The 23,106-nt window shown below is 58.9% G+C and carries 16 protein-coding genes; 10 read left to right on the top strand and 6 right to left on the bottom strand.

Going from position 1 to position 23,106, the window contains the following annotated elements:
• Positions 1 to 15 precede the first annotated feature (15 nt).
• The 5 genes from BN1120_RS19885 to BN1120_RS19860 all read right to left on the bottom strand — a co-directional run bounded on the left by BN1120_RS19885 (position 16) and on the right by BN1120_RS19860 (position 8,759).
• Positions 16 to 885, bottom strand: a complete 870-nt coding sequence (locus BN1120_RS19885) for a MalM family protein (protein WP_039041337.1) — start codon at positions 883 to 885, stop codon at positions 16 to 18.
• Positions 886 to 959: 74 nt separating this feature from the next.
• Positions 960 to 2,249 (bottom strand): carbohydrate porin, encoded by a 1,290-nt coding sequence (locus BN1120_RS19880; RefSeq protein ID WP_041214661.1) that lies wholly within the window; start codon positions 2,247 to 2,249, stop codon positions 960 to 962.
• A 61-nt stretch (positions 2,250 to 2,310) separates the two neighbouring features.
• On the bottom strand, positions 2,311 to 3,660 hold the full coding sequence (locus BN1120_RS19875; protein WP_139739425.1) for a putative glycoside hydrolase: 1,350 nt from the start codon (positions 3,658 to 3,660) through the stop codon (positions 2,311 to 2,313).
• An 810-nt stretch (positions 3,661 to 4,470) separates the two neighbouring features.
• Entirely contained in the window at positions 4,471 to 7,587 is a 3,117-nt protein-coding gene (locus BN1120_RS19865) for a multidrug efflux RND transporter permease subunit (protein WP_042017697.1), read from the bottom strand.
• 14 nt (positions 7,588 to 7,601) lie between these two features.
• Positions 7,602 to 8,759: an efflux RND transporter periplasmic adaptor subunit gene (locus BN1120_RS19860; protein ID WP_042017696.1), complete on the bottom strand. Its 1,158-nt coding sequence runs from the start codon at positions 8,757 to 8,759 to the stop codon at positions 7,602 to 7,604.
• Positions 8,760 to 8,914: 155 nt separating this feature from the next.
• Between BN1120_RS19860 and BN1120_RS19855 the strand changes: the two genes are divergently transcribed.
• Positions 8,915 to 9,643, top strand: coding sequence for a response regulator (locus BN1120_RS19855; protein WP_042017695.1), 729 nt, complete (start codon positions 8,915 to 8,917; stop codon positions 9,641 to 9,643).
• On the top strand, positions 9,640 to 10,719 hold the full coding sequence (locus BN1120_RS19850; protein ID WP_080768130.1) for an ATP-binding protein: 1,080 nt from the start codon (positions 9,640 to 9,642) through the stop codon (positions 10,717 to 10,719). Before BN1120_RS19855 ends, BN1120_RS19850 begins: the two co-directional genes overlap by 4 nt.
• A gap of 145 nt (positions 10,720 to 10,864) precedes the next feature.
• On the opposite strand, the gene BN1120_RS19845 is transcribed toward BN1120_RS19850, so the two are convergent.
• Positions 10,865 to 12,280: a SulP family inorganic anion transporter gene (locus tag BN1120_RS19845; RefSeq protein ID WP_042017694.1), complete on the bottom strand. Its 1,416-nt coding sequence runs from the start codon at positions 12,278 to 12,280 to the stop codon at positions 10,865 to 10,867.
• Positions 12,281 to 12,855: 575 nt separating this feature from the next.
• Here BN1120_RS19845 and BN1120_RS19840 point away from each other — a divergent pair.
• The 8 genes from BN1120_RS19840 (at position 12,856) to BN1120_RS19805 (ending at position 23,056) form a co-directional block, all read left to right on the top strand.
• Positions 12,856 to 13,620: a LuxR family transcriptional regulator gene (locus BN1120_RS19840; RefSeq protein ID WP_041214665.1), complete on the top strand. Its 765-nt coding sequence runs from the start codon at positions 12,856 to 12,858 to the stop codon at positions 13,618 to 13,620.
• Between the two features lie 231 nt (positions 13,621 to 13,851).
• Positions 13,852 to 14,370: a type VI secretion system effector Hcp1 gene (gene hcp1 / locus BN1120_RS19835; RefSeq protein ID WP_005332563.1), complete on the top strand. Its 519-nt coding sequence runs from the start codon at positions 13,852 to 13,854 to the stop codon at positions 14,368 to 14,370.
• A gap of 283 nt (positions 14,371 to 14,653) precedes the next feature.
• Complete coding sequence (locus BN1120_RS19830) at positions 14,654 to 16,699, top strand: type VI secretion system Vgr family protein (protein ID WP_042017692.1); 2,046 nt, start codon at positions 14,654 to 14,656, stop codon at positions 16,697 to 16,699.
• On the top strand, positions 16,699 to 17,568 hold the full coding sequence (locus BN1120_RS19825; protein ID WP_042017691.1) for a DUF4123 domain-containing protein: 870 nt from the start codon (positions 16,699 to 16,701) through the stop codon (positions 17,566 to 17,568). The genes BN1120_RS19830 and BN1120_RS19825 overlap by 1 nt, the downstream gene beginning before the upstream one ends.
• Complete coding sequence (locus tag BN1120_RS19820) at positions 17,565 to 20,738, top strand: T6SS effector BTH_I2691 family protein (RefSeq protein WP_042017690.1); 3,174 nt, start codon at positions 17,565 to 17,567, stop codon at positions 20,736 to 20,738. Before BN1120_RS19825 ends, BN1120_RS19820 begins: the two co-directional genes overlap by 4 nt.
• The gene (locus tag BN1120_RS19815; protein WP_042017689.1) at positions 20,738 to 21,544 is read left to right on the top strand and encodes a hypothetical protein; all 807 of its coding nucleotides are present in this window, start codon (positions 20,738 to 20,740) and stop codon (positions 21,542 to 21,544) included. Before BN1120_RS19820 ends, BN1120_RS19815 begins: the two co-directional genes overlap by 1 nt.
• Positions 21,545 to 21,663: 119 nt before the next feature.
• Positions 21,664 to 22,470 (top strand): hypothetical protein, encoded by an 807-nt coding sequence (locus BN1120_RS20465; protein ID WP_052455438.1) that lies wholly within the window; start codon positions 21,664 to 21,666, stop codon positions 22,468 to 22,470.
• Positions 22,471 to 22,738: 268 nt separating this feature from the next.
• A complete protein-coding gene (locus BN1120_RS19805) occupies positions 22,739 to 23,056 on the top strand; it encodes a hypothetical protein (protein WP_145983735.1) in 318 nt (105 codons plus the stop codon).
• Positions 23,057 to 23,106 lie beyond the last annotated feature (50 nt).

The following is a 23,106-nucleotide window of genomic DNA, read 5'->3' as shown; positions in this document are numbered from 1 at the left end:
CCAGGGGAGGGAATGCTACTGCTGGGCGGCAAAAAAGACCTCTTTTGCCTTGGTAAAACCGGCTTGCTCGGCGGCTTTGACCCAGGCGAGCGCCTGCTCATAGTTTTTGCTCTGAACGGCAGTGCGAATATGCTGATAATAATCCAGTTCACCCAACGATTTATCTGGTGAGACCATCACGGGCGATATGGTTTTTGCGATCTGCGTCGCATTTGCAGCGGGCTCTGCGTCCAGCGTCAAATATAGGCGCCCGGTAGCAGAGTGAGGCACTTCCACATTGATGAGGCGGGCGACATCCGTGGTGCGATCATATTGCATGGCGCGCTGGAGATCGTCCGGGTTGAGCCGGGTACTGCCCTGCATGTCCTTCGCCGTGGAATAGATCACCATATAGGCGGCCCGAGCGCTGCCGATGGGGGCTGGAATGGTGAATTCCCCCTGAATGTTCTGCCCTGAAATTAACGAACGACCGTCATAACTGAATGTGGAACCGGGAATGGTTTGAACGGCGTTGTATTGCTCGTCCAGCAACAGGATGCTGGGCAGGAAGACGGTATAGTCGACCGGAATGGTTATTTTGACGCGAGTCGCCTGGCTGACTTCGGGCAGCGAGAAGGCCATTACATAGCTTTTGCCTGAATCAAATGCATAGACCTGGCTGTCGGTGCTCACATCGACCCAGCGGCTCTCCTGCCCGAGGGACTGGAAGCGAAGTTCCTTGAACGACTCGACCGCCACCTTGTTCGACAATTGTTCCCGACCTTGCTCAACCTGTTGCTGCAGGGCGGAGACTGCCGATCCTGGCGAATGCTCCGGGCCCATGCCGGCGCATCCGGCCATCAGCAGACTGACCAGGAAAGGCAGACACTGCTTCGTTCCCTTCATCGTGTTTCCTCGTATGCAATGCGGGTCCCCCAAGGGACCCGAGATTATAGTGCAGATAAGTATCGCGACCTAACCTACCACCACATGTCCGCCTGTACACCGACCAGGAAATCTTCCCGGTCTTCCTGCCAGGGGGTCTCGTTGTTGTGATCGACATAGGTCGTCAGAATGCGGATCTCCGGTGAGGGCCCCATGCCGGTATTGACGGTGAAGGTCGGCACTATGCTGACCTTGTGAGAGGTGCCACCCCGTTCGACGTTGTCGATGATCAGGTTGTTTTTCACATATCCGACTTCCGTCTGGATGGAGAAGAACTCATTGATCGGGAATACCGGGCGCAGAGATGCGGCATACCAGGAATCATGGCCACCCAGCTCGTAGTCGTTGTACTGGTAGGAGAGGGTCGGCAGCAGATGAATATTGGCGCCATACCAGCCACCCCAGAGGAAGAGGCGGTAGGATTGATCGCCTTCCATCACCTTGGACTGGTAGGGTTTATAGCCATCCGCCTTGTCCTGCAGTGTCTTCTGATACAGGGAGCCCTTGCGATACATGGCGGTATTGGTCAGGTTGGCACCCAGCAAGTCCCCTGAACCCAGCCCACGTCCTGCCTGGGCGATGAACTTGGAGAAGCCCCCCGGCATGAAGAAGAAGTCGTCGCGGGAATAGATGACGGTTCCTTCTGCCCCCTTGGTCGCATATTGCTTGTTGTCGCCGGTGAACTCGTTGCTGGGCATCTGCTTGAGTGCGATCTCCATGTCCCAGGCACCGTAGAGGGCGCTGGTGTGGAGGGTGTGCATGGTGGCTTCAGTGCCATTGGCGCGGTCGGAGTGGCTGGTGTCGTTGCTGTTGATATAGGCAAAGTCCCACTTGCCACCCGCCATCTCCATGGCTTTGATGCCGACGCCGGTTCCCGAGTAGTCCGTGTAGAAATAGTCGGTGGTCCAGATGTAGTTCTCGCGGTCGTAATAGCGCAGGCCACCCCACATGGTCCCGGTCGGGGTGATGCCACCCAGCTCCACATAGGTTTCTGACACACCGCTTTCGCGAGGCGCGGCACGGGTTTGCAGGCCATCGGCATCGGACTCCACCTTGAAGTGGATGTTGACCGACTTGTTGCTGCCCAGATCCCACAACTTGTTCAGCCCCGCTTCCCAGCTGTTGTCCAGCTCGGAGCCCAGGCGCCCCATGGTCTTGTCCATCTCATATTCGTACCCCGCCTTGGCGAAGTTGTCCTTGGCGTCAAACATCGAGCCGGCACGAATATAACCGTGGAAGCCAAAACTCTCGGCGGCATTCGATACTGCGGGCATTGCCAGCCCGCAACATGCCCCGACAAACAAGGCGAGTGACTTCAATTTCATCTTATTGCTCCAATCCGTAGAAAATAATTTTCAATCGATTTCTCGAAGATTCAATGCCTTGTCACTTGATCTGCTGGCAGGGCTGATTGCTGTCAAAGTCTGCCGGGATGGCTGTTTTCAGGGCCACGTTGGTGAAGGCGAAGCGCAGACCGGCCATGGAGTCCCAGGCCCCGCTCAGGTAGAGCGCCTTTTGCACCGAGCCTGTGTTGGCCGCCGGAATGAGAGAGGCGACCGGCAGGATGCAGCGGTACCAGGTGTCGTCATCGGGCACGATGTTGCTGTCCATGGTGAAGAAGGTGCCAAAGTCCGGGCCTGCGGTACCGTCCATGCGGATCTGGATGTTGGGGGAGTCACCGTAGCTGGAGACTTTCAGGTCGAGCAGCATGGCGCCGTCCTGATAGGCGGAGAGATCCCCATTGGCGCTGTCGGTCCCGAGGAAGGCGGCGCCATTGCCTGGCAGGTCCATGGTGATGACCTGGTTTTCATCGGTCAGGGTGCCGCCGAAGCTGGCTGCCGGGTAATCGGCGCTGCGGTCCAAGGCCTGGCTCTTGTCACCGGAGTAGTAGAGTGCGGCATCGGTGGCCACCAGCGCGGGGGCATTGTTGACGCCGGAGCCTGTGTCCGGATTGGTACCTGGATCGGTGCCAGGATCGGTTCCCGGGTCGGTGCCTGGGTCTGTGCCCGGGTCGGTAGCGCCGCCAGGCGCTTCACAGGTGACCGGGTCGACAACGGGCTTGGCCGAGGTGGTGAGCAGGTACTTGATGTTGGTGATTTCGTAGTTGAAGGCTTCTTTGGTGGCCAGGTGGAACGGTGTGCCCACAGTGGCGAGGTTGATGGCCGTGGCACCGGGGAAGGGCTTCATGCAGTTGATGGGCAGCGTGAGCGTTTCCCAGTCGCCGGAACCGGTCAGGGCGCTGGCAATGGGCAGGCTGCTGCGGTTGGGATACTCGTTGTCGATGGAGGCATTGAGCACTTCCGGCACCTTGCTCTTGGTCCGCAGCTGGAACTCGATGAAACCGGAGGCGTATTTGCTCAGGTTCAGAGGGGTGGCGGATTTGAGCATGAAGGTGCCATCTCCGTCACCGGCTACCTGCACATCGGCGGTGTCATCGGTACCGGCATTGTTGATGAGCACGGCGCTGATGCTGGTCATGGCGACGGGAGAAGCGGTGACCGGTTGCAAGCTCCAGTTGTCCTTCTCTGACTGGATGCTGGGGGTTGTACCCCCATTGGCACCGACCCCGAACAGGATCAGGGTGCTGTCGCCAGGGGGCGTGGTGCCACCGTTGTCGCCACCGTTATTACCACCGGTGTTGCCACTATTCGAGTCGATATTATCGGCCCCACCACACCCGCCAAGCAGGGCAGCGGCGATCAACGACGCCAAAAGTCCTTTTTTTGATGCATTCATACTGACCACTCCAATCAATGGGAAAAATATCCACCGCGATGAACCGTCAAGACTCAAACAGACACTATGCAATCGATGCCAAGACAAATCATGCTGGCTTCATTTTCTTGAAATCGATTTCCAATGCAATGCTTATCCCCTGTGATGATCAAAGTTTGTGTTTCAAATCACAGAAAACGTGTCCTGACGACCAGCTGATGGGATGTGCAAGAAAGAGTTATCCTTAAATGAAAAGAGTTTATGATGTTGTTTTTAATGGTTTATTTTATTTTTCTCTTGAGACTGACGATCAGAGGGAAAGTATCGGAGTAGATCTGCAATGTATCTGAGGTGATTGCGATGTGTCGATTTCTGAGCAACACTTAAATTGACTTCGATTTCATGGTGTATTGCATGAGAACCAGGGTGTCATCAACCTTGCGGGGCCTCTTCAGCGGTTCAAGCACCAGGAGTGTCCAGCCTTGACTGGTGATGGCAGACAGCATGCAGTCGATGAGGCCAAGGGAGTCGGTCGTCAGAGCGATGCTGAGGCCGGGTTCCTGCTGGGTCGGCACCAACCCGGGATGGTGCAAGCCCCCTGTGCCAGATAGCAGATTGCCATCTTGGAGAAGTCCAAGGATGCACCGGCGACGGAGGGCTGGTCACAAATCCTGGAGAGGTAACCCGCGATAAGGCGGTCCCCGCGGCATCGGTCATGAACCACAGGCCCGGCACCATGGCGCGCTCATCCTCTTCGAAGGAACGCAGAATGGTGCCAGGCATGCATTGCATATTCATCGCTTCCCCAGGGCCAGCAAACCCGCACAGCGGTCAGCATGATCGGTGCTGTGCTCGCCAGGCCTGAATGCGCGCCTGGGTGCCGATGACGAAGACAAAAAAGACCGGCACGAAGAAGATGGCCAGCAGGGTGCCGCTGATCATGCCGCCGAACACGCCGGTGCCGATGGCATGCTGGGTCTCCGCGCTGGCACCACTGGCGAGCATCAGCGGCACCACGCCGAGGGTGAAGGCGAGCGACGTCATCAGGATGGGGCGCAGACGCAGGCGTGCGGCGGTCACCGCAGCGTCAAGCAGCGAGCGCCCTTCGCCGTGCAACAGGCGGGCAAACTCCACGATGAGGATGGCGTTCTTGGCCGACAGGCCGATGATGGTGATCATGCCCACCTTGAAGAAGACGTCGTTGGGCATGCCGCGCAGCATCACCGCCGCCACGGCGCCGAGCAGGCCCAGGGGGACCACCAGCATCACGGAGAGCGGAATGGACCAGCTCTCGTAGAGCGCGGCCAGCACCAGGAAGACCACCAGCGCCGACAGCAGCATCAGCAGGGGGGCCTCGGCCGCCGACTGGCGCTCCTGCAGCGACTGTCCCGTCCAGGCCAGGGCGAAGCCTGGCGGCAATTGCGCCACCAGGCGATCCATTTCCGCCATCGCGGCGCCACTGGACACCCCGGGGGCGGCACTCCCGGAAAGACGCACGGCGGGGAAACCATCAAAACGCATCATCTGTTGCGGCGACTGGCGCCAGGTCGGCGTCACCACCTCCCGCAGGGGCACCATGCCGCCGCTGGCATTGCGCACCCGCAGGCCGAGTACGTCATCGAGCTGCATGCGCGCCGACGCGTCGGCCTGCAGGATGACCTGCTGCATGTGCCCGCCGTTGGGAAAGTCGTTGATGTAGAGCGATCCCATCGCCGCCGACAGGGTGCTGCTCACGCTGGTGAACGAGAGTCCCATGGCCTCGGCCTTCTGCCGGTTGATCTCGAGGTGAATGCTCTCGCCGGGGGGCAGGCTGTCGGGATAGACATCGCTCACCAGCTCGCTTTGGGCCGCCAGTGCCAGCAGTTGCGCCTGGGCGGCCTGCAGCGCGGCCTCTCCCTGGTTGGCCCTGTCTTGCAGGAAGAGCGTGAAACCCGAAGAGGTGCCCAGTTCGTCGATGGCGGGCGGCAACAGGCTCATCACAGTGCCTTCCTTGTTGTTGGCCATGGCGGCCTGTGCCAGCTCCGCCTCTTCGGTGGCCGTGGCACCATGACGCTGGTCCCACTCTTTGAGCATGGTGAAGGCCATGGCCGCATTGGGGCCGGCGCCGGAGAAGCTGAAGCCCTGTACCACCAGGTTGGTGTCGAGCGCCTCGCGAGAGGCCACATGGGCCTCGAACTCCTTGATGACGGCCAGGGTGCGCTCGCTGGTGGCGCCGGTCGGCAACTGGATGGAGGTCATGAAGTAGCCCTGATCCTCGTCCGGCAGGAAAGAGGAGGGCAGCTGGGTGGCCGCAATGGCCAGCACGGCGCAGAGGGCGGCGAAGGTGACCATCATGCGTCCGCTGCGCCCGACCAGCCGGGTGACCCGAACGCTGTAGCCTGCGGTGAGCCGCTCGACGCCCCGGTTGAAGGCGCCGAAGAAACCGCGCTTCTCATGGTGATCCGGGCTGACCGGACGCAGCAGGGTGGCGCAGAGCGCCGGCGTCAGGGTCAGGGCGAGGAAGGCGGAAATCAGGATCGACACCGCCATCGACAGGGTGAACTGCTGGTAGATGACCCCCACGGAGCCGCTGCCGAACGCCATGGGGATGAACACCGCCGTGAGCACCAGAGTGATGCCGATCACCGCCCCGGTGATCTCCTTCATGGCCCGCGATGTCGCCTCCCTGGGCGATAGCCCCTGGGTGGCCATCAGGCGCTCGACGTTCTCCACCACCACGATGGCGTCGTCGACGATGATGCCGATGGCCAGCACCATGCCGAACATGGTCAGGGAGTTGATGGAAAAGCCGGCCAGCAGCATCACCGCGAAGGTGCCGAGCAGGGCGATGGGGGCGACGATGGCCGGGATCAGGGTGTAGCGCAGGTTCTGCAGGAAGAGGAACATCACCAGGAACACCAGCACCATGGCTTCCAGCAGGGTGTGGATCACCTTGTCGATGGAGACCTTGACGAAGGGGGCCGAGTCAAAGGGGATCGAATAGGCCATGCCCGCCGGCAGGGTGGGGGCGAGCTGGGCAAGGCGAGTGCGCACCGCATCGGCGGTGCGCACGGCGTTGGCGCCGGGGGAGAGCTGGATGGCGGCGCTGGTGGCAGCCACCCCGTTCTCGCGGTTGGAAAAGGCGTAGGATTGCGCCCCCAGCTCGACCCGGGCCACGTCACCCAGCACCAGCTTGGCGCCATCACTACCGGCCCGCAGCACGATGGCGGCGAATGCCTCGGGAGTGGTCAGCTGCCCCTCTACCGTGAGGGGAACCGTCAGTCGCTGGCCAGGCAGGGCGGGTTCGTCGCCGAGGCGCCCCGGTGCAATCTGCACGTTCTGCTGCTCGATGGCCTGCGCCACCTCGCTGATGGTCAACCCGTAGGCGGCGAGCTTGCCCGGATCCACCCAGATGCGCATGGCCTGCTCGGCGCCGAACAGCTGCACTCGCCCCACCCCGTCGATGCGGCGTAGCTCCTGCACGATATTGCGCGCCATGTAGTTGTTCAGCACGACCTCATCGAAGCGGCCATCCGGTGAAGTCATGCCGACCATCATCAGAAAGCCGGACGAGGCGGACTCCACCTGCAGGCCGGTTTGCCGCACCGCCTGTGGCAAGCGAGGCTCGACCGCCTTGATGCGGTTTTGCACGTCCATCTGGGCCAGCTCCGGATCGGTGCCCGGCTTGAAGGTGGCGGTGATCTGCGCGCTGCCGGAGGCATCTACCGACGACTCGAAGTAGAGCAGGTTCTTCACCCCAGACAGCTCGCGCTCGATCAGGCTCACCACCGCATCGTTCAGGGTCTGCGGCGTGGCGCCCGGATAGGTGGCATAGAGGGTCACCGACACCGGCGCCACCGAGGGATAGCGGGAGATGGGCAGCTTGGGGATGGCGATGACCCCCGCCAGCACGATGAACAGGGCGATCACCCAGGCAAACACCGGGCGATGAATGAAAAACTGCGGCATGAAATGTCTCCGATTCAACGGTTACCGGCGTCAGCCTGCTGGCTGACGGCGGGGGATTGCCAGGGATGGGCAATGACTTGCGTCCCCGGGGTCAGGCGGTCGATCCCCTCGAGCACCACCCGCTGTCCGGCGTTGAGCCCGGACGCGATGCGGTACTGGCTATTCACCAGTTCAGCGGTGTTGACCGGAACCAGTTGTGCCTGCCCCTGGCCATCCACCACCCACACGCTGGTCTGGCCCGATGTGCGCACCACCGCCTGCTGAGGCACGCTCAGGGCGTTGGCATAGCGGGCACGGGGAATGCGCGCCTGTACGTAGAGGCCGGGCAAGAGCCGCCGCTCCGGGTTGTCCACCAGTACCCGCAGCAGTACGTCACCGGTCCCGGCATCCACCTCGATGCCGGAGAAGAGGATGTGCCCCTGCATGCCGAGCGGCTTGCCGTCGCTGCCGAGGATGTCCACCGCCAGTTCCGGTGCCGTCGAGCCAGCCTGCTGGCGCAGGGTGTCGAGCACAGAGGCCGGTTGACGCACATCGACGTAGACCTGATCGATCTGCTGGATCCTGGCCATGGGGGTGGCATCGGTGGGGGACACCAGGGCCCCTTCACTCACCAGCGCCTGATCGATGCGCCCGGCGATGGGGGCTTCCACGCTGGCAAATTGCAGGTTCAGCTGGTGCCGAGCCAGGGTCGCCCTGGCCTGGGCCACGTCGGCGGCCGCCTGATCACGCTGGGAGACGGCATCGTCATAGGTCTGGCGGCTGATGGCCTCGGTGCGCAGCAGCGGCACCAGACGGTCAATCTGGATGCGGGCACGGGCCAGCACGGCCTCCGCGCGCTGCAATGCGGCGGCGGCGCTGTCGACATCCGCCTTGAAGGGGGCCGGATTTATCTGGAAGAGCAGGGTGCCTGCGTTGATCTCGGCACCCTGCTCGAACAGGCGGCGCTGCACGATGCCGCTGATCTGGGCCCGAATTTCGGCGCTTCGCACCGCGGCTACCCGGGCGGGCAGATCCTCGCTGATGACCAGATCCTGACCTGCCAGCGTCATCACCGACACCTGAGGAAGGGCCGGCGCATCTTGCGCTTGCGTCGCCCCATCGCAACCTGCCAATCCGAATACGGCAATGACGGCGAGCAAAGCGCCCGCATACCGCTGTTTGACAAACATCATACTCACCTCGTTAAACCGCCTCCCGGGCATGGTGTTGCCGCGAGAGCACATCGAGCGGGCATTATGGAGAGGGGCTATTGCGAATGATTCGAGGCTTTGTGGAGAATCCATGGAGGCGGTGATAAAGTTCAAACCCACCATTTTCGAGGCCGACCATGTCGTATCTTCCTGCTTCCGCCAACCCGGCGGCCCAGTCACTGGTACTGATTGCAGAGGATGAAGCCGAGATAGCCGACATCCTCGCCGCTTACCTGCAACGCCACGGATTGCGCACCCTGCATGCCGCCGATGGCCGCGAAGCCCTGGCCATGCACCAGACATGCAAACCCGAGCTCCTGTTGCTGGATGTGCAGATGCCGCAGCTCGATGGCTGGCAGGTGCTCAGCGAGATCCGGGCCCGTGGCGACACGCCGGTGATCATGCTGACCGCTCTGGATCAGGACCTCGACAAGCTAATGGGGCTGCGCATGGGGGCGGATGACTATGTGGTCAAACCCTTCAACCCGGCCGAAGTGGTGGCTCGGGTACAGGCGGTGCTCAGACGCAGCCAGGCAGCAAAACAGGCCACGGCCCGGGTGCTGCGGGTCGGCCCCTTCCAGATCGATCTGGAGAGCCACGAGGCCAGCATTTGCCGCGATGAGGGGCAGCAGATGCTGGATCTGACCCTGACCGAGTTCAAGTTGCTCGCCTCCCTGATGCGGGCACCCAAGCGGGTGTTCAGCCGCGCCGAACTGCTGACCCACTGCCTGCCGGAGGGGGATACCCAGGAGCGCACGGTGGACAGCCACATCAGCAAGCTGCGCAAGAAGCTGGAGGCACAGGGCATCCAGGGGGTGCCCGCCAGTGTCTGGGGCGTCGGCTATCGCTTCGGGGGCGATGCGTGACATCGGCACCCGGCCTGCGCAGGCAAATCATCCGCTCCCTGGGGCTGATGGCACTCGGCATCATCTGCCTCGCGGTGATCGGCACCTATGTGTTCTACGCCATTGCCGTGACCTATGTGCCTGGCAGCATCTCCGAGAGCTGGATGCCCTCCAGGGTCGAGATGATCTGGATCGGCTCGACCATTCTTATTGCATTGGGGATGGCGCTGTACGTGGCGGTGCGCCTCTCTCGGCGCATCCTGACCCCGCTCAATTCGGTGGCGAACAGCCTGCGCGAGGTGGCAGAGGGCAAACTCGATGCGCGCGTGCCGCTGGATGAACAGGCGATCGGGGAGACGGCGCAACTGGTGCGGGACTTCAACACCATGGCCGAGCGACTGCAGAGCATGACCCGCGAGCGGGAGTTCTGGAATGCCGCCATCGCCCACGAGTTGCGCACCCCGGTGACCATCTTGCGTGGCCGCTTGCAGGGGCTGGCCGAAGGGGTATTTCCGCCAGAGCGTGCGCTCTTTGAAGGGTTGCTGCGTCAGGTGGAGGGATTGACCCACCTGATCGAAGATTTGCGGGTGCTCAGTCTCAACGACAGCGGCCACCTAGAGCTGCAACGAGAGGCGATCAGGCTGGCCGACGAGCTTGCCGTGGTGCTCGAGGCGTTTGCCACCCCTCTGGCTGCGAGCGGTTTCACCCTCAAACGGGAGCTCGATGCCGAACTCTGTGTCTGTTGCGATGCACTTCGCATCCGTCAGGCCCTGATGGCGCTGCTGGAAAATGCCCAGAAGCACGCGGTGCCGGGCATGCTGACCGTGCGCCTGCATCGTTCGGGCACCCAGTGCATCCTGAGCGTGGAAGACGAAGGGCCTGGCATCAGCGAGGAGGTCGCCGCCCATATCTTCGAGGCGTTTCGCCGGGGGGATCCGTCACGCTCACGCAAGAGTGGCGGCAGCGGGCTCGGGCTGGCCGTGGTCAAGGCGATTGCCGAGGCCCACGGCGGCAGTGCGGTCTGCCAACCCGGCGGGCGGGGCGGCACCCTGTTCCTGCTTTCATGGCCCCTCTTGCACCCTGACGGCAGGTCATGACCCCGCGTTGCCGCATCGGCTCGGGATGGGCGAGCCGAGGCGCGTGTGTTGACTGTGATCCAACAGCCCAAAAAAAGCCCATCTCATGGGGAGAGACGGGCTTTTTTTTATGGCTTGCAGGCAGCGCCCTCATGGGGCGCCGGGATCAATGCTCGGCCAGCAGGGGCTCTCCCTCCTGACGTTTGTCGTGGATGGCAAAGCGATCGACCAGGGTGGCACTGGCGTCGTTCAGGCCGATGACCGCCACCTCTTTCCCCTCGCGGCGGAACTTGATGACCACCTTGTCGAGGGCCGTGATGGCGGTGATGTCCCAGAAGTGGGCGTGCGTCAGGTCGATGACCACCTTCTCCACTTCCTCCCTGAAATCGAAACTGGCCAGGAACTGCTCGGCGCTGGCAAAGAAGACCTGGCCCCGCACCAGATAGGTACGCACGGCGCCGCTGCGCTCGCTGTCGCTCTTGACCAGCATGACGCGGGCAACCTTGTGGGCGAAGAAGAGAGAGGCGAGCAGCACCCCCACGAAGACCCCGAGTGCCAGGTTGTGGGTCGCGACCACCACGGCGACAGTGGTCACCATCACCAGGTTGGTGGAGAGGGGGTGGCTCTTCAGGTTGCGTACCGACTCCCAGGAAAACGTGCCGATGGAGACCATGATCATCACGGCCACCAGGGCGGCCATGGGGATCTGACGGATCCACTCATCCATGAAGACCACCATCAGGATGAGCAGGGTCCCCGCCATGCCTCCCAGCAGAGCGGCGCCTATGTTGGCGATCCCCTGACCCTTGCACTCGCGGTTGCGATCGCTTGGGGTGTCGGTCATCTCGTCGACGATGGCTGCCGTCATCATGGACTCGAGCAGTCCCACCACCGCCAGCCCCGCTGAATAGGGGAAGATGATGGCCAGGGTCTCCAGATTGAGGGGCACGTCGGGCCAGAGGAAGACCGGCAGGGTATCGGGCAGCTCGCCCATGTCGCCCACGGTACGGATGTCGATGCCCAGGGTGATGGCCACCGCCGTCAGGACGACGATGCACAGCAGGGGGGAGGGGAGCAGTTTGCCCACCACGGGAACGAGGGGGAACAGATAGATGATGCCAAGCCCGGCCGCGGTCATGACGTAGACCTGCCAGGTGACGTTGGTGAGTTCGGGCAGCTGGGCCATGAAGATAAGGATGGCCAGGGCGTTGACGAAGCCGGTCACCACGGAGCGGGAGACGAATCGCATCAGGCTGCCGAGCCTGAGGTAGCCCGCCGCTATCTGGAAGAGGCCGGTGAGCAGGGTGGCCGCCAGCAGATACTGCAGGCCATGTTCCCTGACCAGGGTCACCATCAGGAGCGCCATGGCGCCGGTGGCGGCGGAAATCATGCCGGGACGACCGCCGACGAAGGCGATGACCACGGCGATGCAGAAGGAGGCATAGAGGCCGACCTTGGGGTCGACGCCCGCAATGATGGAGAAGGCGATGGCCTCCGGGATCAGCGCCAGGGCGACGACGATACCCGACAGCAGATCGCCCCGTATGTTGGAGAACCACTCTTGTCTTGCACGTTCCAGCATGGGGATTTTCTCGCTCGTTGAGGGTCCATGGCCACAGGCCCGCAAATCAGGGGAAATGGCGGGGATCACAGGGTTGCATTGGCTGTTGGTGGCCGGGTAAACCGACCGGTCGGCATAACCGGAGTCAGGCGGCAGAGGCCGCACAGGGCAGGGTCAGGGCGGCGTGACGGCCACCCCAGAGCACATAACAGGCATAAGGGGCGCATGTTAACAGCCGGTGCCAGGCCGGGGAAGCCCGTAAAGGGCCAGAAACGGGGGACGGGACACAAAACGATCGGCCTGTCAGTGACCAAGGTCTCATCTGGAAAGTTTATTATCCCTTCCCCGTCGAGTGCTGTTATATGATTGCGATGTTTTTTGCAAAAACTCGTGATTTTAATGCAGTTAAGTTCTGGTTATTGGTATTTCGCTCTGCGTCATGCCCTCCATCCCGCCGAGAGCGAGCCCCCGAGGCTAGTGGCGGGCCCTGAGATCAGGGTTTCACGGGTTCCGTTTCTATTTGTTGGCACGTGATTCAGCTCCCATTGGGTTTCATGAAAAACAATGCCGACACCATTTGAAAACAATTCGACAACATGGATACAAGCTACGCGTTAGATCTCATCTCCCGGTTCGAACAGGCCGACGATGAGCACACCATAGTGGCGTTGCTGCGCCAGTTGACGACACAGGCGGGATTTGACTACTTCAGATTGGCCCTGATGTCTCCCAGCACCATACAGCGACCGGATGTCACCATCTTCAATGGTTGTCCTCAGGAGTGGGTTGACGCCTATACCCAGGCCAACTTCTTTGCCATCGATCCCGTCGTCCAGCGCGGCATGGAGCAGAGCACCCCCATCCTGTGGGCGGATCTCATGGTGCAGGGGGTCTGTGACGATGAGCGCCTTGCGGTGATGACGCTCGCGCAGCAGGCGGGATTGCGCGACGGCATTACGTTTCCCTGGCACGGAGCCAACGGTCATGTGGGCCTGCTCTCCCTGATCACCAGCACGCCTCGCACCAGAGCGCAGTGGCTTTCCGCGGTGCCTTTTCTCAGCTGGCTATCCATGCATATCTTCGAGGCGGTGGTGAGGGTCTGTCTGGTAGGGGAGTCCTCTCATGATGCCCTGAGCCTGCGCGAGCTGGAGGTATGCCGCTGGGCGGCGGAAGGGAAGCAGACGAGCGATATTGCGCAGATCCTGGGGATCACCCCGCGCACGGTGACCTTTCATCTGAACAATGTGGTCACCAAGCTGGGGGCCAGCAGCAAGTGCCAGGCGATCTCCTGGGCGCTGAAACAGGGGGTGGTGAGGTTGAATGTAGAGCTGGCCGCCGTCGCCAATGTGGATGAACAGTAGTGTTCCCGTCGGATTGGCGCAAAAAATTGCGCGCATACCAGAAGATTGAACTGCCAGTGCAATGACTGATGGTCAAACGTGTTGAAAAGTACAACTTATTGCGCCAAGCCTACTGCCTTGTGGGGGATTTTTTTATAACTGATTGAAATGTAATGGGTAAAAAGAGTGGCATGGACGCTGCTAACGGATTCGGGCGAGTGTCATAACCGTTCAACCATCAGGAGCAATTCCATGCCAACCCCATGTTATATCAGCATCGAAGGTAAAACCCAGGGCAACATCACCGCCGGTGCCTTCACCTCCGATTCCGTCGGCAACATCTTCGTGCAGGGCCACGAAGACGAGATGCTGGTACAAGAGTTCCAGCACGTCGTCACCGTGCCGACCGATCCGCAATCCGGTCAGCCGGCGGGTCAGCGCGTCCACAAGCCGTTCAAGTTCACCGTTGCCCTGAACAAGGCCGTGCCGCTGATGTACAACTCCCTGGCCTCCGGCGAGATGCTGCCGAAAGTGACCCTGAAGTGGTACCGCACCTCCGTCGAGGGCAAGCAGGAGCACTTCTTCAGCACTGTGCTGACCGATGCCACCATCGTTGACATCGACTGCCAGATGCCCCACTGCCAGGATCCGGCGAAGTCCGACTTCACCCAGCTGATCCAGGTCTCCATGGCCTACCGCAAGATCGATTGGGAGCACACCGTTGCCGGCACCTCTGGTGCGGATGACTGGCGCGCGCCGATCGAAGCGTAATTCCGAGCCCAAGGGCACTGCTTGCGGTGCCCTTTTATCGTCTCTGCAAGGACAACCTGCCCGGAGACCTTCTTTCCGGTTTTTCAACCCACGCATTTTTTCTTCTGTCCGTTTGCCTAGTGTGAGCGGGTGCAAGAAAAAATCCGAGTTTACGTCTTGCCGCACGCCGTCAAGGGCGTGCGGCAGCCATGGTGAAAGAAAAATCCAGGCGATGGCGAAGCTCTCACATGGCTTGATGTGCCCCACCTGATGGGGCCGCACGATATTTCAGGGGCGCGCAGCGATGGCAGACAGCACAGGATTACAATTTACCGTCAAGGTAGGGGCTCTGCCCGAGAGCACCTTCGTGGTGGCCGAATTTGCGCTGGATGAAGCGCTGAACCGGCCGTTCAATCTGCGCCTGGAGCTGGCGAGTGCCCAGCCCGACATCGACGTTGGCGCCGTGCTGGACCAGCCGTGCGAGCTGCTGGTGTGGTACAACGGCGAGCTGCAGCGCCGGGTGTGCGGGGTGGTCAGTGACTTCGCGCAAGGGGACTGCGGTTTTCGCCGCACCCGCTATCAGCTCATGGTGCAGCCGGCCCTGTGGCGACTCTCTTTGCGCCAGAATTCCCGCATCTTCCAGGCGCAGAAGCCCGATGAAATCCTCAGCATTCTTTTGCAAGAGCACGGCATCACCGACTATGCCTTTGCCCTCAAGAATGAGCACACCAAGCGGGAATACTGCGTTCAATATCGGGAGAGCGACCTCGATTTCGTGAACCGCCTCGCCGCCGAAGAGGGGATGTTCTACTTCCACGAGTTTGAAGTGGGCAAGCACCGCATCGTCTTTGCCGACGACGCGGCGGCATTGACTCAAGGCCCCGAGCTCTTCTTAAACCTCGGCAACCGCTCCCTGGAACAAGGGCCCTATGTGCGGCAGTTCCACTATCGGGAGGCTGTGCGCCCCTCGGATGTGGAGCTCAAAGACTACAGCTTCAAGACCCCGGCCTACGGCCTCTCCCACAAGAAGGTGGGGGCAGAGCTTGCGCATCAACGGAATACCTACCAGCACTTCGATTTCCCGGGCCGCTACAAAGCGGACCAGAGCGGCAAGGCGTTTGCCCAGCACCGGCTGGATGCCCTGCGCAATGATGCTGTGGCGGGCAGTGGCAAGTCGAATAGCGCAGCCCTTATGCCGGGGCAGAGCTTCTCGCTCACCGAACATCCCAACGGCAACCTCAACACCGACTGGCAAGTGGTGCGCATCCAGCACACCGGCTTGCAGCCCCAGGCGCTGGAGGAGGAGGGGGGGAGCGGCCCTACCGTCTATCACAACGAATTTGGCGTAGTGAAAGCCAGCACCACCTGGCGAGCGCGCATCGGCAGCCCGGAAGTCCCTCATAAGCCGATGGTGGATGGCCCGCAAATTGCCATGGTGGTGGGCCCCGACGGTGAGGAGATTTACTGCGACGAGCACGGCCGGGTGAAACTGCAATTCCCGTGGGATAGATATGGCAGCTCCAACGACCAGAGCTCCTGCTGGGTGCGGGTCTCGCAAGGCTGGGCTGGCGGTCAGTACGGCATGATGGCCATCCCGCGCATCGGCCACGAGGTCATCGTGAGTTTCCTGGAAGGGGACCCCGACCAGCCCATCGTGACCGGCCGCACCTTCCACGCCACCAACCGGCCGCCCTACGAGCTGCCTGCCAACAAGACCCGCACCGTGCTGCGCACCGAAACCCACCAGGGGGAGGGTTTCAACGAGCTGCGCTTTGAAGACCAGGCGGGGCAGGAAGAGATTTACATCCACGGTCAGAAAGACCTGAATGTGCTTATCGAAAACGATGCTGCCTGGCATATCAAGCACGACGAACACAGGGACATCGACAATGAGCGGGTGACCCGCATCAAGGCCAATGACCATCTCACCGTCAATGGAGAGAAACGCGATCACATCAAGGCCGACTATTCCCTGACCGTGGATGCCAGCCTGCACCAGAAGCTCGGCCAGTCCCTGCTGGTTGAGGCTGGAAGCGAGGTACATCACAAGGCGGGCATGAAGATAGTGATGGAGGCGGGTGCCGAGCTGACCCTCAAGGTGGGGGGGAGTTTTGTCAAAATCGACCCGAGCGGTGTCACCCTCTCGGGCGGCTCCATCAAGATGAACTCAGGCGGCAGCACGGGGTCTGGCTCTGGCTGGGGTGGCCAGATGCCGATCCAGCCCGGAGCGGTTGAGGTGGTGGCGCCACCTGTGCCTATGGATCCGGTGCGCCAAATTGCAACGCTCAAGTCTGCCGAACCTGTGTGTGAGATCTGTGAGCAACTGGCCAGACAGGAGGGTGGTGGCTGATGGCCATGGCTTTCGTCGCAGAGCGTCCCGACATCGAGCTGAACAGCGGTGAGCAACTCTATCTGTTGCTCGATGGGGCGCGCATTCCCGCGCTGGAGCGCGCGTTGTTCGAGCAGGACCCATCGCCTTCCTATCAGCCCGTTTACCTTCACGCCCCCTGGGACAGCTTGCGAGAAGTGAGCCCCTGTCTGGTCTGTGCAACGCCCAATCTGCTGGATTGGTTTATGCAAAACCGCGATGCATCATGGGGTTACCTGTTATCGTCCCCTCTTTCTCTGTTGCCGTTGGCCGAGCGACTGCGTGGGCTTATCGAGGTGGAGAGTCCCTATGGCAGCAGGATTTTGCTCAAGCTGGCCATGCCGGAGACCATGTGGCGGCTGTTTATGGATGATGAACCCTGGCTCTGGCAGGGGGTGGCTCAAGTCTGGATCCCGACCCGGCAGGGGGAGGAGCAGGTGTGGCAGCACAAGGTTGCCGCGCCTGGAATGGGGTCCCCCATGGGGGAACGTCTGCGACTTTCCGACGTGCAGTGGCGCCGTCTGGGAGAGGTGAGCTGGTTGCGCACCCTCGATGGGATAAGAGCACACATGCACACCTGGTTTGGGGCTCGCATGCTGACGCTGCAAGAACCCATGGCCTGGATTGCCCATTGGGCTGATTACGCCTATGCCCAGGGATTCGAGAGCGAGCGGGATCTGCTGCTGTTTTTCAATGTGATGGGGTATCTCGGCAGTGACTGGTTTGATGAAGATGAGCATCCCCGGATCAAGGCGTTGATTACCCAGCGTTCGCCCCAGACCCCTTCGCAACGTATCGAGCAGGCCGCCGAGCTTGCTGCCGCATTGAGCAACAAGGATCAAGACGCATGAGTACGCCCAATCAAGCCGCCCAGTGTGCAAACACGACTGACAGCAAGAGCCCGGCAGGAGTCTGTCCGCTCAAGAACAAGAAGATTGCCATCATCCCGGTGCGTTATGCCCTGGATGAGCCGTTCTCCCCGCCACAAAAGCAGCCTCACCCAGTCCCCGCCGGAGCAGGCTTTGTGGTGCCTCTCAAGTTGAAAGAGAGCGGTTATGCCTTGCGCCAACTGCGCGATGGCTGGCTCTATGTGTATGACGAAAAGACCAAGACATTTGATGAGTACGAGATAAAGGGAGCGACCTTCATCAGCCAGAGCAAGGGAAGCAAGGGGCATCTGCTCTACCCGGCGAGCCATACCCTCTCCCTCGCTTATTCTCCCCAGCGCTGGACGGGGCGCATCAAGAATGAGATGGAAAAGAGCGGCGGTTTGCGCACCACCTGGATGCGGCAGGTGAAACTGGGCAGTTTTGCCAGCACCATGAAGGCCCCTCATTGCGGTCTGCCAGATGTGCTCGACAAGGTTGCGGACCTGGGGATGTCCAACAAGGGATTTGTGCTCTCTTCTACCCCCCTTGCCAAGCCTGCCGAAGAGGACAAGCAGGGGATCAAGTTGCTGGCTCACAAACCGGCGAGTTCAGCGACTGCCTACAAGGCGGGCATACCGGATCCCAAGAGCGCCATGGTGGTCGCTCTGGAGGACCCGCTGGCCGACCTTGCCGACCTTTCCATGAAGGTCAATCAACTGCTCGCCAAGCGCGAAGCTCTGCTGGGGAAAGATGATGCCACCATCAAGGTCAACAGCCACAAGCTGATGATGGCGGAGGTCACGCGCAACCTGGCCAGGGTGCGGCTCGACGAGAAGGAGTTGCCCGCCTCCGTCAGGGGCAATGTCGCCAGGACCCAGGCCTTTGAAGAGGCGCTGGATGATTATCTTGGGGATCGCTACCTCGCCGACATGGAGAGCATGACGGCAGAGCCCGGGATGGTGCGGTTCAACTCCCCCATGGAGAAACGGGCTGATGAGAAGCTGAAAATCTTGCGGGAACAATATGGTTTCAACCCATCCCAAAAACAGGTTTCCCAATGGAAAGAGCGCGCCGCCTTCCAGGATGAGGTCAACTGGAGCGGGCTCAATGCCTTTATCAAGCAGTATCAGGTGCCACTCAATGAGCTGGAGCTGGCCCTGACGCGGGCTCATGAAGACCTGTTCAACGGTGTGACCCGCCTCAAGGCCGATCCGCTGCCCTTCGGTCTGGACAACAGAACGACCCAAGGACAAGCCTATCTGCAGACCCTGTTTGCCGAGGCCGGGCCGGTTCTCTCTCTTAGCTGCCGCACGGAGGAGAGGAAGAAAGCGCTGGAGAAGCTGCTGGGCGAAAAGAGCCGCGACAACTTGCTGGCGCTAGCCCCTTATGGCTTTGATGCCGCGTTGCACAAGGGATTGAGCGAGCTGACGGTAGACAATGCTTGGCTCAGCACCTCCTCTGGGGATATGACAGCCCTCTATGGCAGAACGGCTGATCTGGAGACGCTATTGGGGGACGAGAGATTCAAGCAAAAGTCCTGGTTCCAGACGATCGAAGCCGTCATTGAAGCCATGAAAATGGCTGGAAAGTCCATGGCCAAGGGGGCTCACGCCCAGATCATGGCGGCCATCTTGCCCCATGCCTGGAAGAACAGCCTGGCGGGCAACCTCAGACTGGTACTGCTGGAATCCCTGCTCGGCGACCAGCCGCTGCAGGTCAACCGAGACTATCGGATGCTCCACAACCGCTTCCAGCAGAAGGTCTGGATCATTGTGAAGGAGATGTCGGCCATCAGCTCCCCCCCTCCTGGGCGCAGCACCACGGTGAAGGCCATCAACGGTCAGCTAAAAACCTTGCAGCAACAGCTTGATACCCTGATTGCCAGCGAAATGCCCCTGCTGGTGAAACTGAAAGGCGATCTCTACCAGCAACAAGCCAGACAATATGTTGGTGACTATCTGGCGAGCGTACGTAGCGGCGTGAATCAACGCATCACGGCCATGAACGAGAGAATTCCCAATCTGGCGACCTTTGGCGGGCTGGTTGCCCTGCTCAACCTCTGGAATCTGACTGTGGTCATCGCAGGGACGGCGCAAAACGCCCAGTCCATCGGCCGGGAACGGGCCAATTTGCAGCTGGGCTCTGCCTTTGCCTGGACGGGCAATGCCATCGCCGCGCTCTATCAGGGGGCTGTCTGGGAGAAAATCAAGATATCAAGTGCCGGAGATAAGGCGCTGACTTTATTGTCAATAAAGACGGCAAAAGATGGGGAGCATGGCGTCCTAGTTAAAGCCTTCTCTCTACGGATGTTGGCATTTGCTGGCCTCGGTATGGCAGCAGCAGGGGCAGAGATGTGGGACACTTTGCAGGCAACTCATGATCCCCTAATTAGTGGTATGGAGAAGACCCTCTCACAGATGAAGATGGGCGTATTGGGCGGGCAGTTCTTTATTTTTTTTGCACAGATTGTGCAATTAGGTATCAATGGTTTACTGGGTTATTCATCCATCGGAGCCATCTGTGCAACTTGGATGGGCGTGGGGTTCTTTGTGTTGGGTGCGGCCTATCTGGTGTTGACTGTGCTGCTCAATATTTTTAAACGCTCGGATCTGGAGAAGTGGTTGTTGCAATCCACCTGGGGCAAGCAGCCTGCCAACTGGTCTGCCGAAGATGAGTTGGCTCGCTTTGAAATGCTGGTCAATAAACCAGGGGCCAGTTTGACTGTGGTACGCACCGCACCTCAGGGGGGGATGGATACCGGTCGTCCCCAGTGGCAGTTGCAACTCTCGCTCCCTGCGCACTTGCGAGGGCAGAGCATAGGGCTGAAGGTCATCGGCCAGCTAATTGCTCGCGCCGGTCAAATGGTACCGGTGCGCTCTAAGGAGGAGCTGGTGCGCTATCAAGCTGCGATGCAACCCAAGGTGATAGAGACTCTACGAGGGCGTTGGGATGATATGGTCTATACCCTGCCGCTGGGGATTGATACCAATTCGGCTATCAAACTGGAACTGGGCTATCTCGGGGGCATGATTCAGCGGGAGTTTATTTTCAAGGGCAGCAGTAGCAGTGGCGGCCCTGTCACATTGAATAGCAGCAGCGGCGATCTGGGTACCATGCCCGCGTTGGTGGTCGGCAAGTTGGGGAATAATTGATGGACAAGGTGAACGAGGCAATCGAGGTGAGCGAGCAGGAAACCCCATTTCATCTGTTACCGCAGGAAGAGCAACAGCGCATTATCGATGCCAATCAGAAGAGAGTGCGTGAGGCACCAACTCTCCATGAATGGGATATCAGGGTTCCCACGCCATTAGCCTGGATTATCATTATGATAACGAGCCTCTTTTCGATACTATTTCTTGGGGGGGGGGGGCTGTTATTGACTGCAGGTGAGGATTGGAGCGTTGTTTATATTATGTTGGGCGTTACTGCTGTAATGATACCTTATTTTCGTTATTTGGTGATGGCGGATAAAAATTACAAATACCGACTTACTACGGAAGGTCTAATTGTGACTTATCAGGATGCCATCCCGGAGATTGCATACACCGTAGTCCGTGGTCTTGCTTGGTTGGGTGTACTTGTATGTATTATGGCAGTAGCCATATTAGGGCCGCTATCCTTGGTCGGTGCTGGTGGCATGGCTATTTTTGCAATTTTCTTCACTGATTTCAAAAAGGAAGAGCATATAGAATATACATTGTTCAATAAAAATAAAACCAATGTGATTAAGGTTGTCAATAACGCAGCCTTCGTTCAATTCGAAACCATTCCGTTTGGTTATTCAGGCTTTGCAAATTTTTACTGCTATAAAAACGAATTGAAAAAAATATTGGCATCCTTGTTGCCAATATTAAATTGCCGGGAGTATAGGGAATTTAAAACTATATTGTCATTAAATATAGCTCCTCACAGTTCTCTGGATGTAGGCGTACCAAGAACACTGGATGAGCTAAAATAATCATTCTGAGAGACTTTCATGTTTATTGCTCTTGGCTCAACCTTAGCATCGGTCCTGTTACATTGGTTCGCCGCCATGGTGTTTTTGACGCTGGTAATCGGAAAGCAAGGGAATAAATAATGGAAAAGAAAAACGAAGTTATTGAGGGCAATGAGCAGGAGACTCCTTTCCATCAGCTACCGCAGGAAGAGCAACAACGCATAATCGATGCCAATCAGAAAAGGGTGCGTGAGGCACAAACTCTTCATGAATGGGATATCCGGGTGTCTACAGCATTTGCATGGCCAATGATATTAATAGTCGTTGGCTCTATGATGCTATTTGGAGGTGCAGCGGTATGGTTTGCTGGGGATAATGATTGGACTTTTGTTTATATGATGGTCGGAATGTCGATAGTGATGACGCTCTATTTACGTTACTTGGTGATGGCTGATAAAAACTACCATTATCGGCTGACGACAGAAGGCTTAATCACCACTTATCATGATGCCATTCCCGAAGTGGCCTACACCATAGTGCGTGGCTTGGCTTGGCTTGGGGTGGTGGTTTGCGTGATGGCGGTGGCTGTATTGGGACCGTTAGCACTGGTTGGTGCAGGTGGCATGGCGCTCTTTGCTGTTTTTTTTACTAACTTCGAAAAGAAAGTATCAGTTGAATACACGGTTTTTAATAAAGATAAAAAATATGTTGTGAAAGTTGTGAAAAATAGAAGCCTTATTCGCTTTGATATCATTCCATTCAGTTGGTTCGAGTTCTCTTATTTATATTGTAATGAAGGTGAACTATATAAAATCTTATCAAGCTTAATGAAAGAACTTGGGTGTAATGAATATAGAGAGTTTAAAAGCGAATTATCTCTTCGCAGAGCTCCCGTTGGTGTATTGGATGTTGGCACGCCAAGAAGGATGGATGAGATCAATAAGTAAATCCTTCGAGTAATACATTTGTCAGATGTGACAGTTATAGAGAAATTATTGGTGTCAAAAAAGTGGTGATTTCAATCAACTCTGGTGCAATCAGTCTATCGTAGATGATCTGGTTCCTTTTGAAATGCTGGTCAATAAGCCAGGGGGCAGTTTGACTGTGGTACGCACCGCACCTCAGGGGTGGATGGACACAGGTCGTTCCTAGTGACAGTTGGAACTCTCACTCCCTGCCCATTTACGAGGACAACCCATAGGGTTAAATGTCACTTTGCAACCACTTGCCAGTGCTGGCCAAATGATCTCCGCGCGCTCCAAACAGGAGCTGGACCGTTATCTGGCTGCAATGAAACCCAAGGTGATAGAGACGCTACGAGGGCGTTGGGATGATATGGTCTATTCCCTGCCGCTGGGTGTGGATACCAATTCGGCCATCAAGCTGGAACTGGGCTATCTCGGGGGCATGATTCAGCGGGAGTTTATTTTCAAGGGCAGCTGTAGCAGTAGCGGTCCTGTTACATTAAATGGCTACAACGGCGAACTAGACACAATGTCTACGTTGGTAGTTGGCAATAGGGAAAATAAATAATGGACAAGGTGAACGAGGCAATCGAGGTGGGTGAATCGCCCCTGGTTTTC

Origin of the sequence: Aeromonas caviae (genome assembly GCF_000819785.1) — a bacterium.
Classification (GTDB): domain Bacteria; phylum Pseudomonadota; class Gammaproteobacteria; order Enterobacterales; family Aeromonadaceae; genus Aeromonas; species Aeromonas caviae.
Note: the sequence above shows the minus strand (reverse complement) of the source record. Positions and strands in the feature narration are given on the sequence as shown.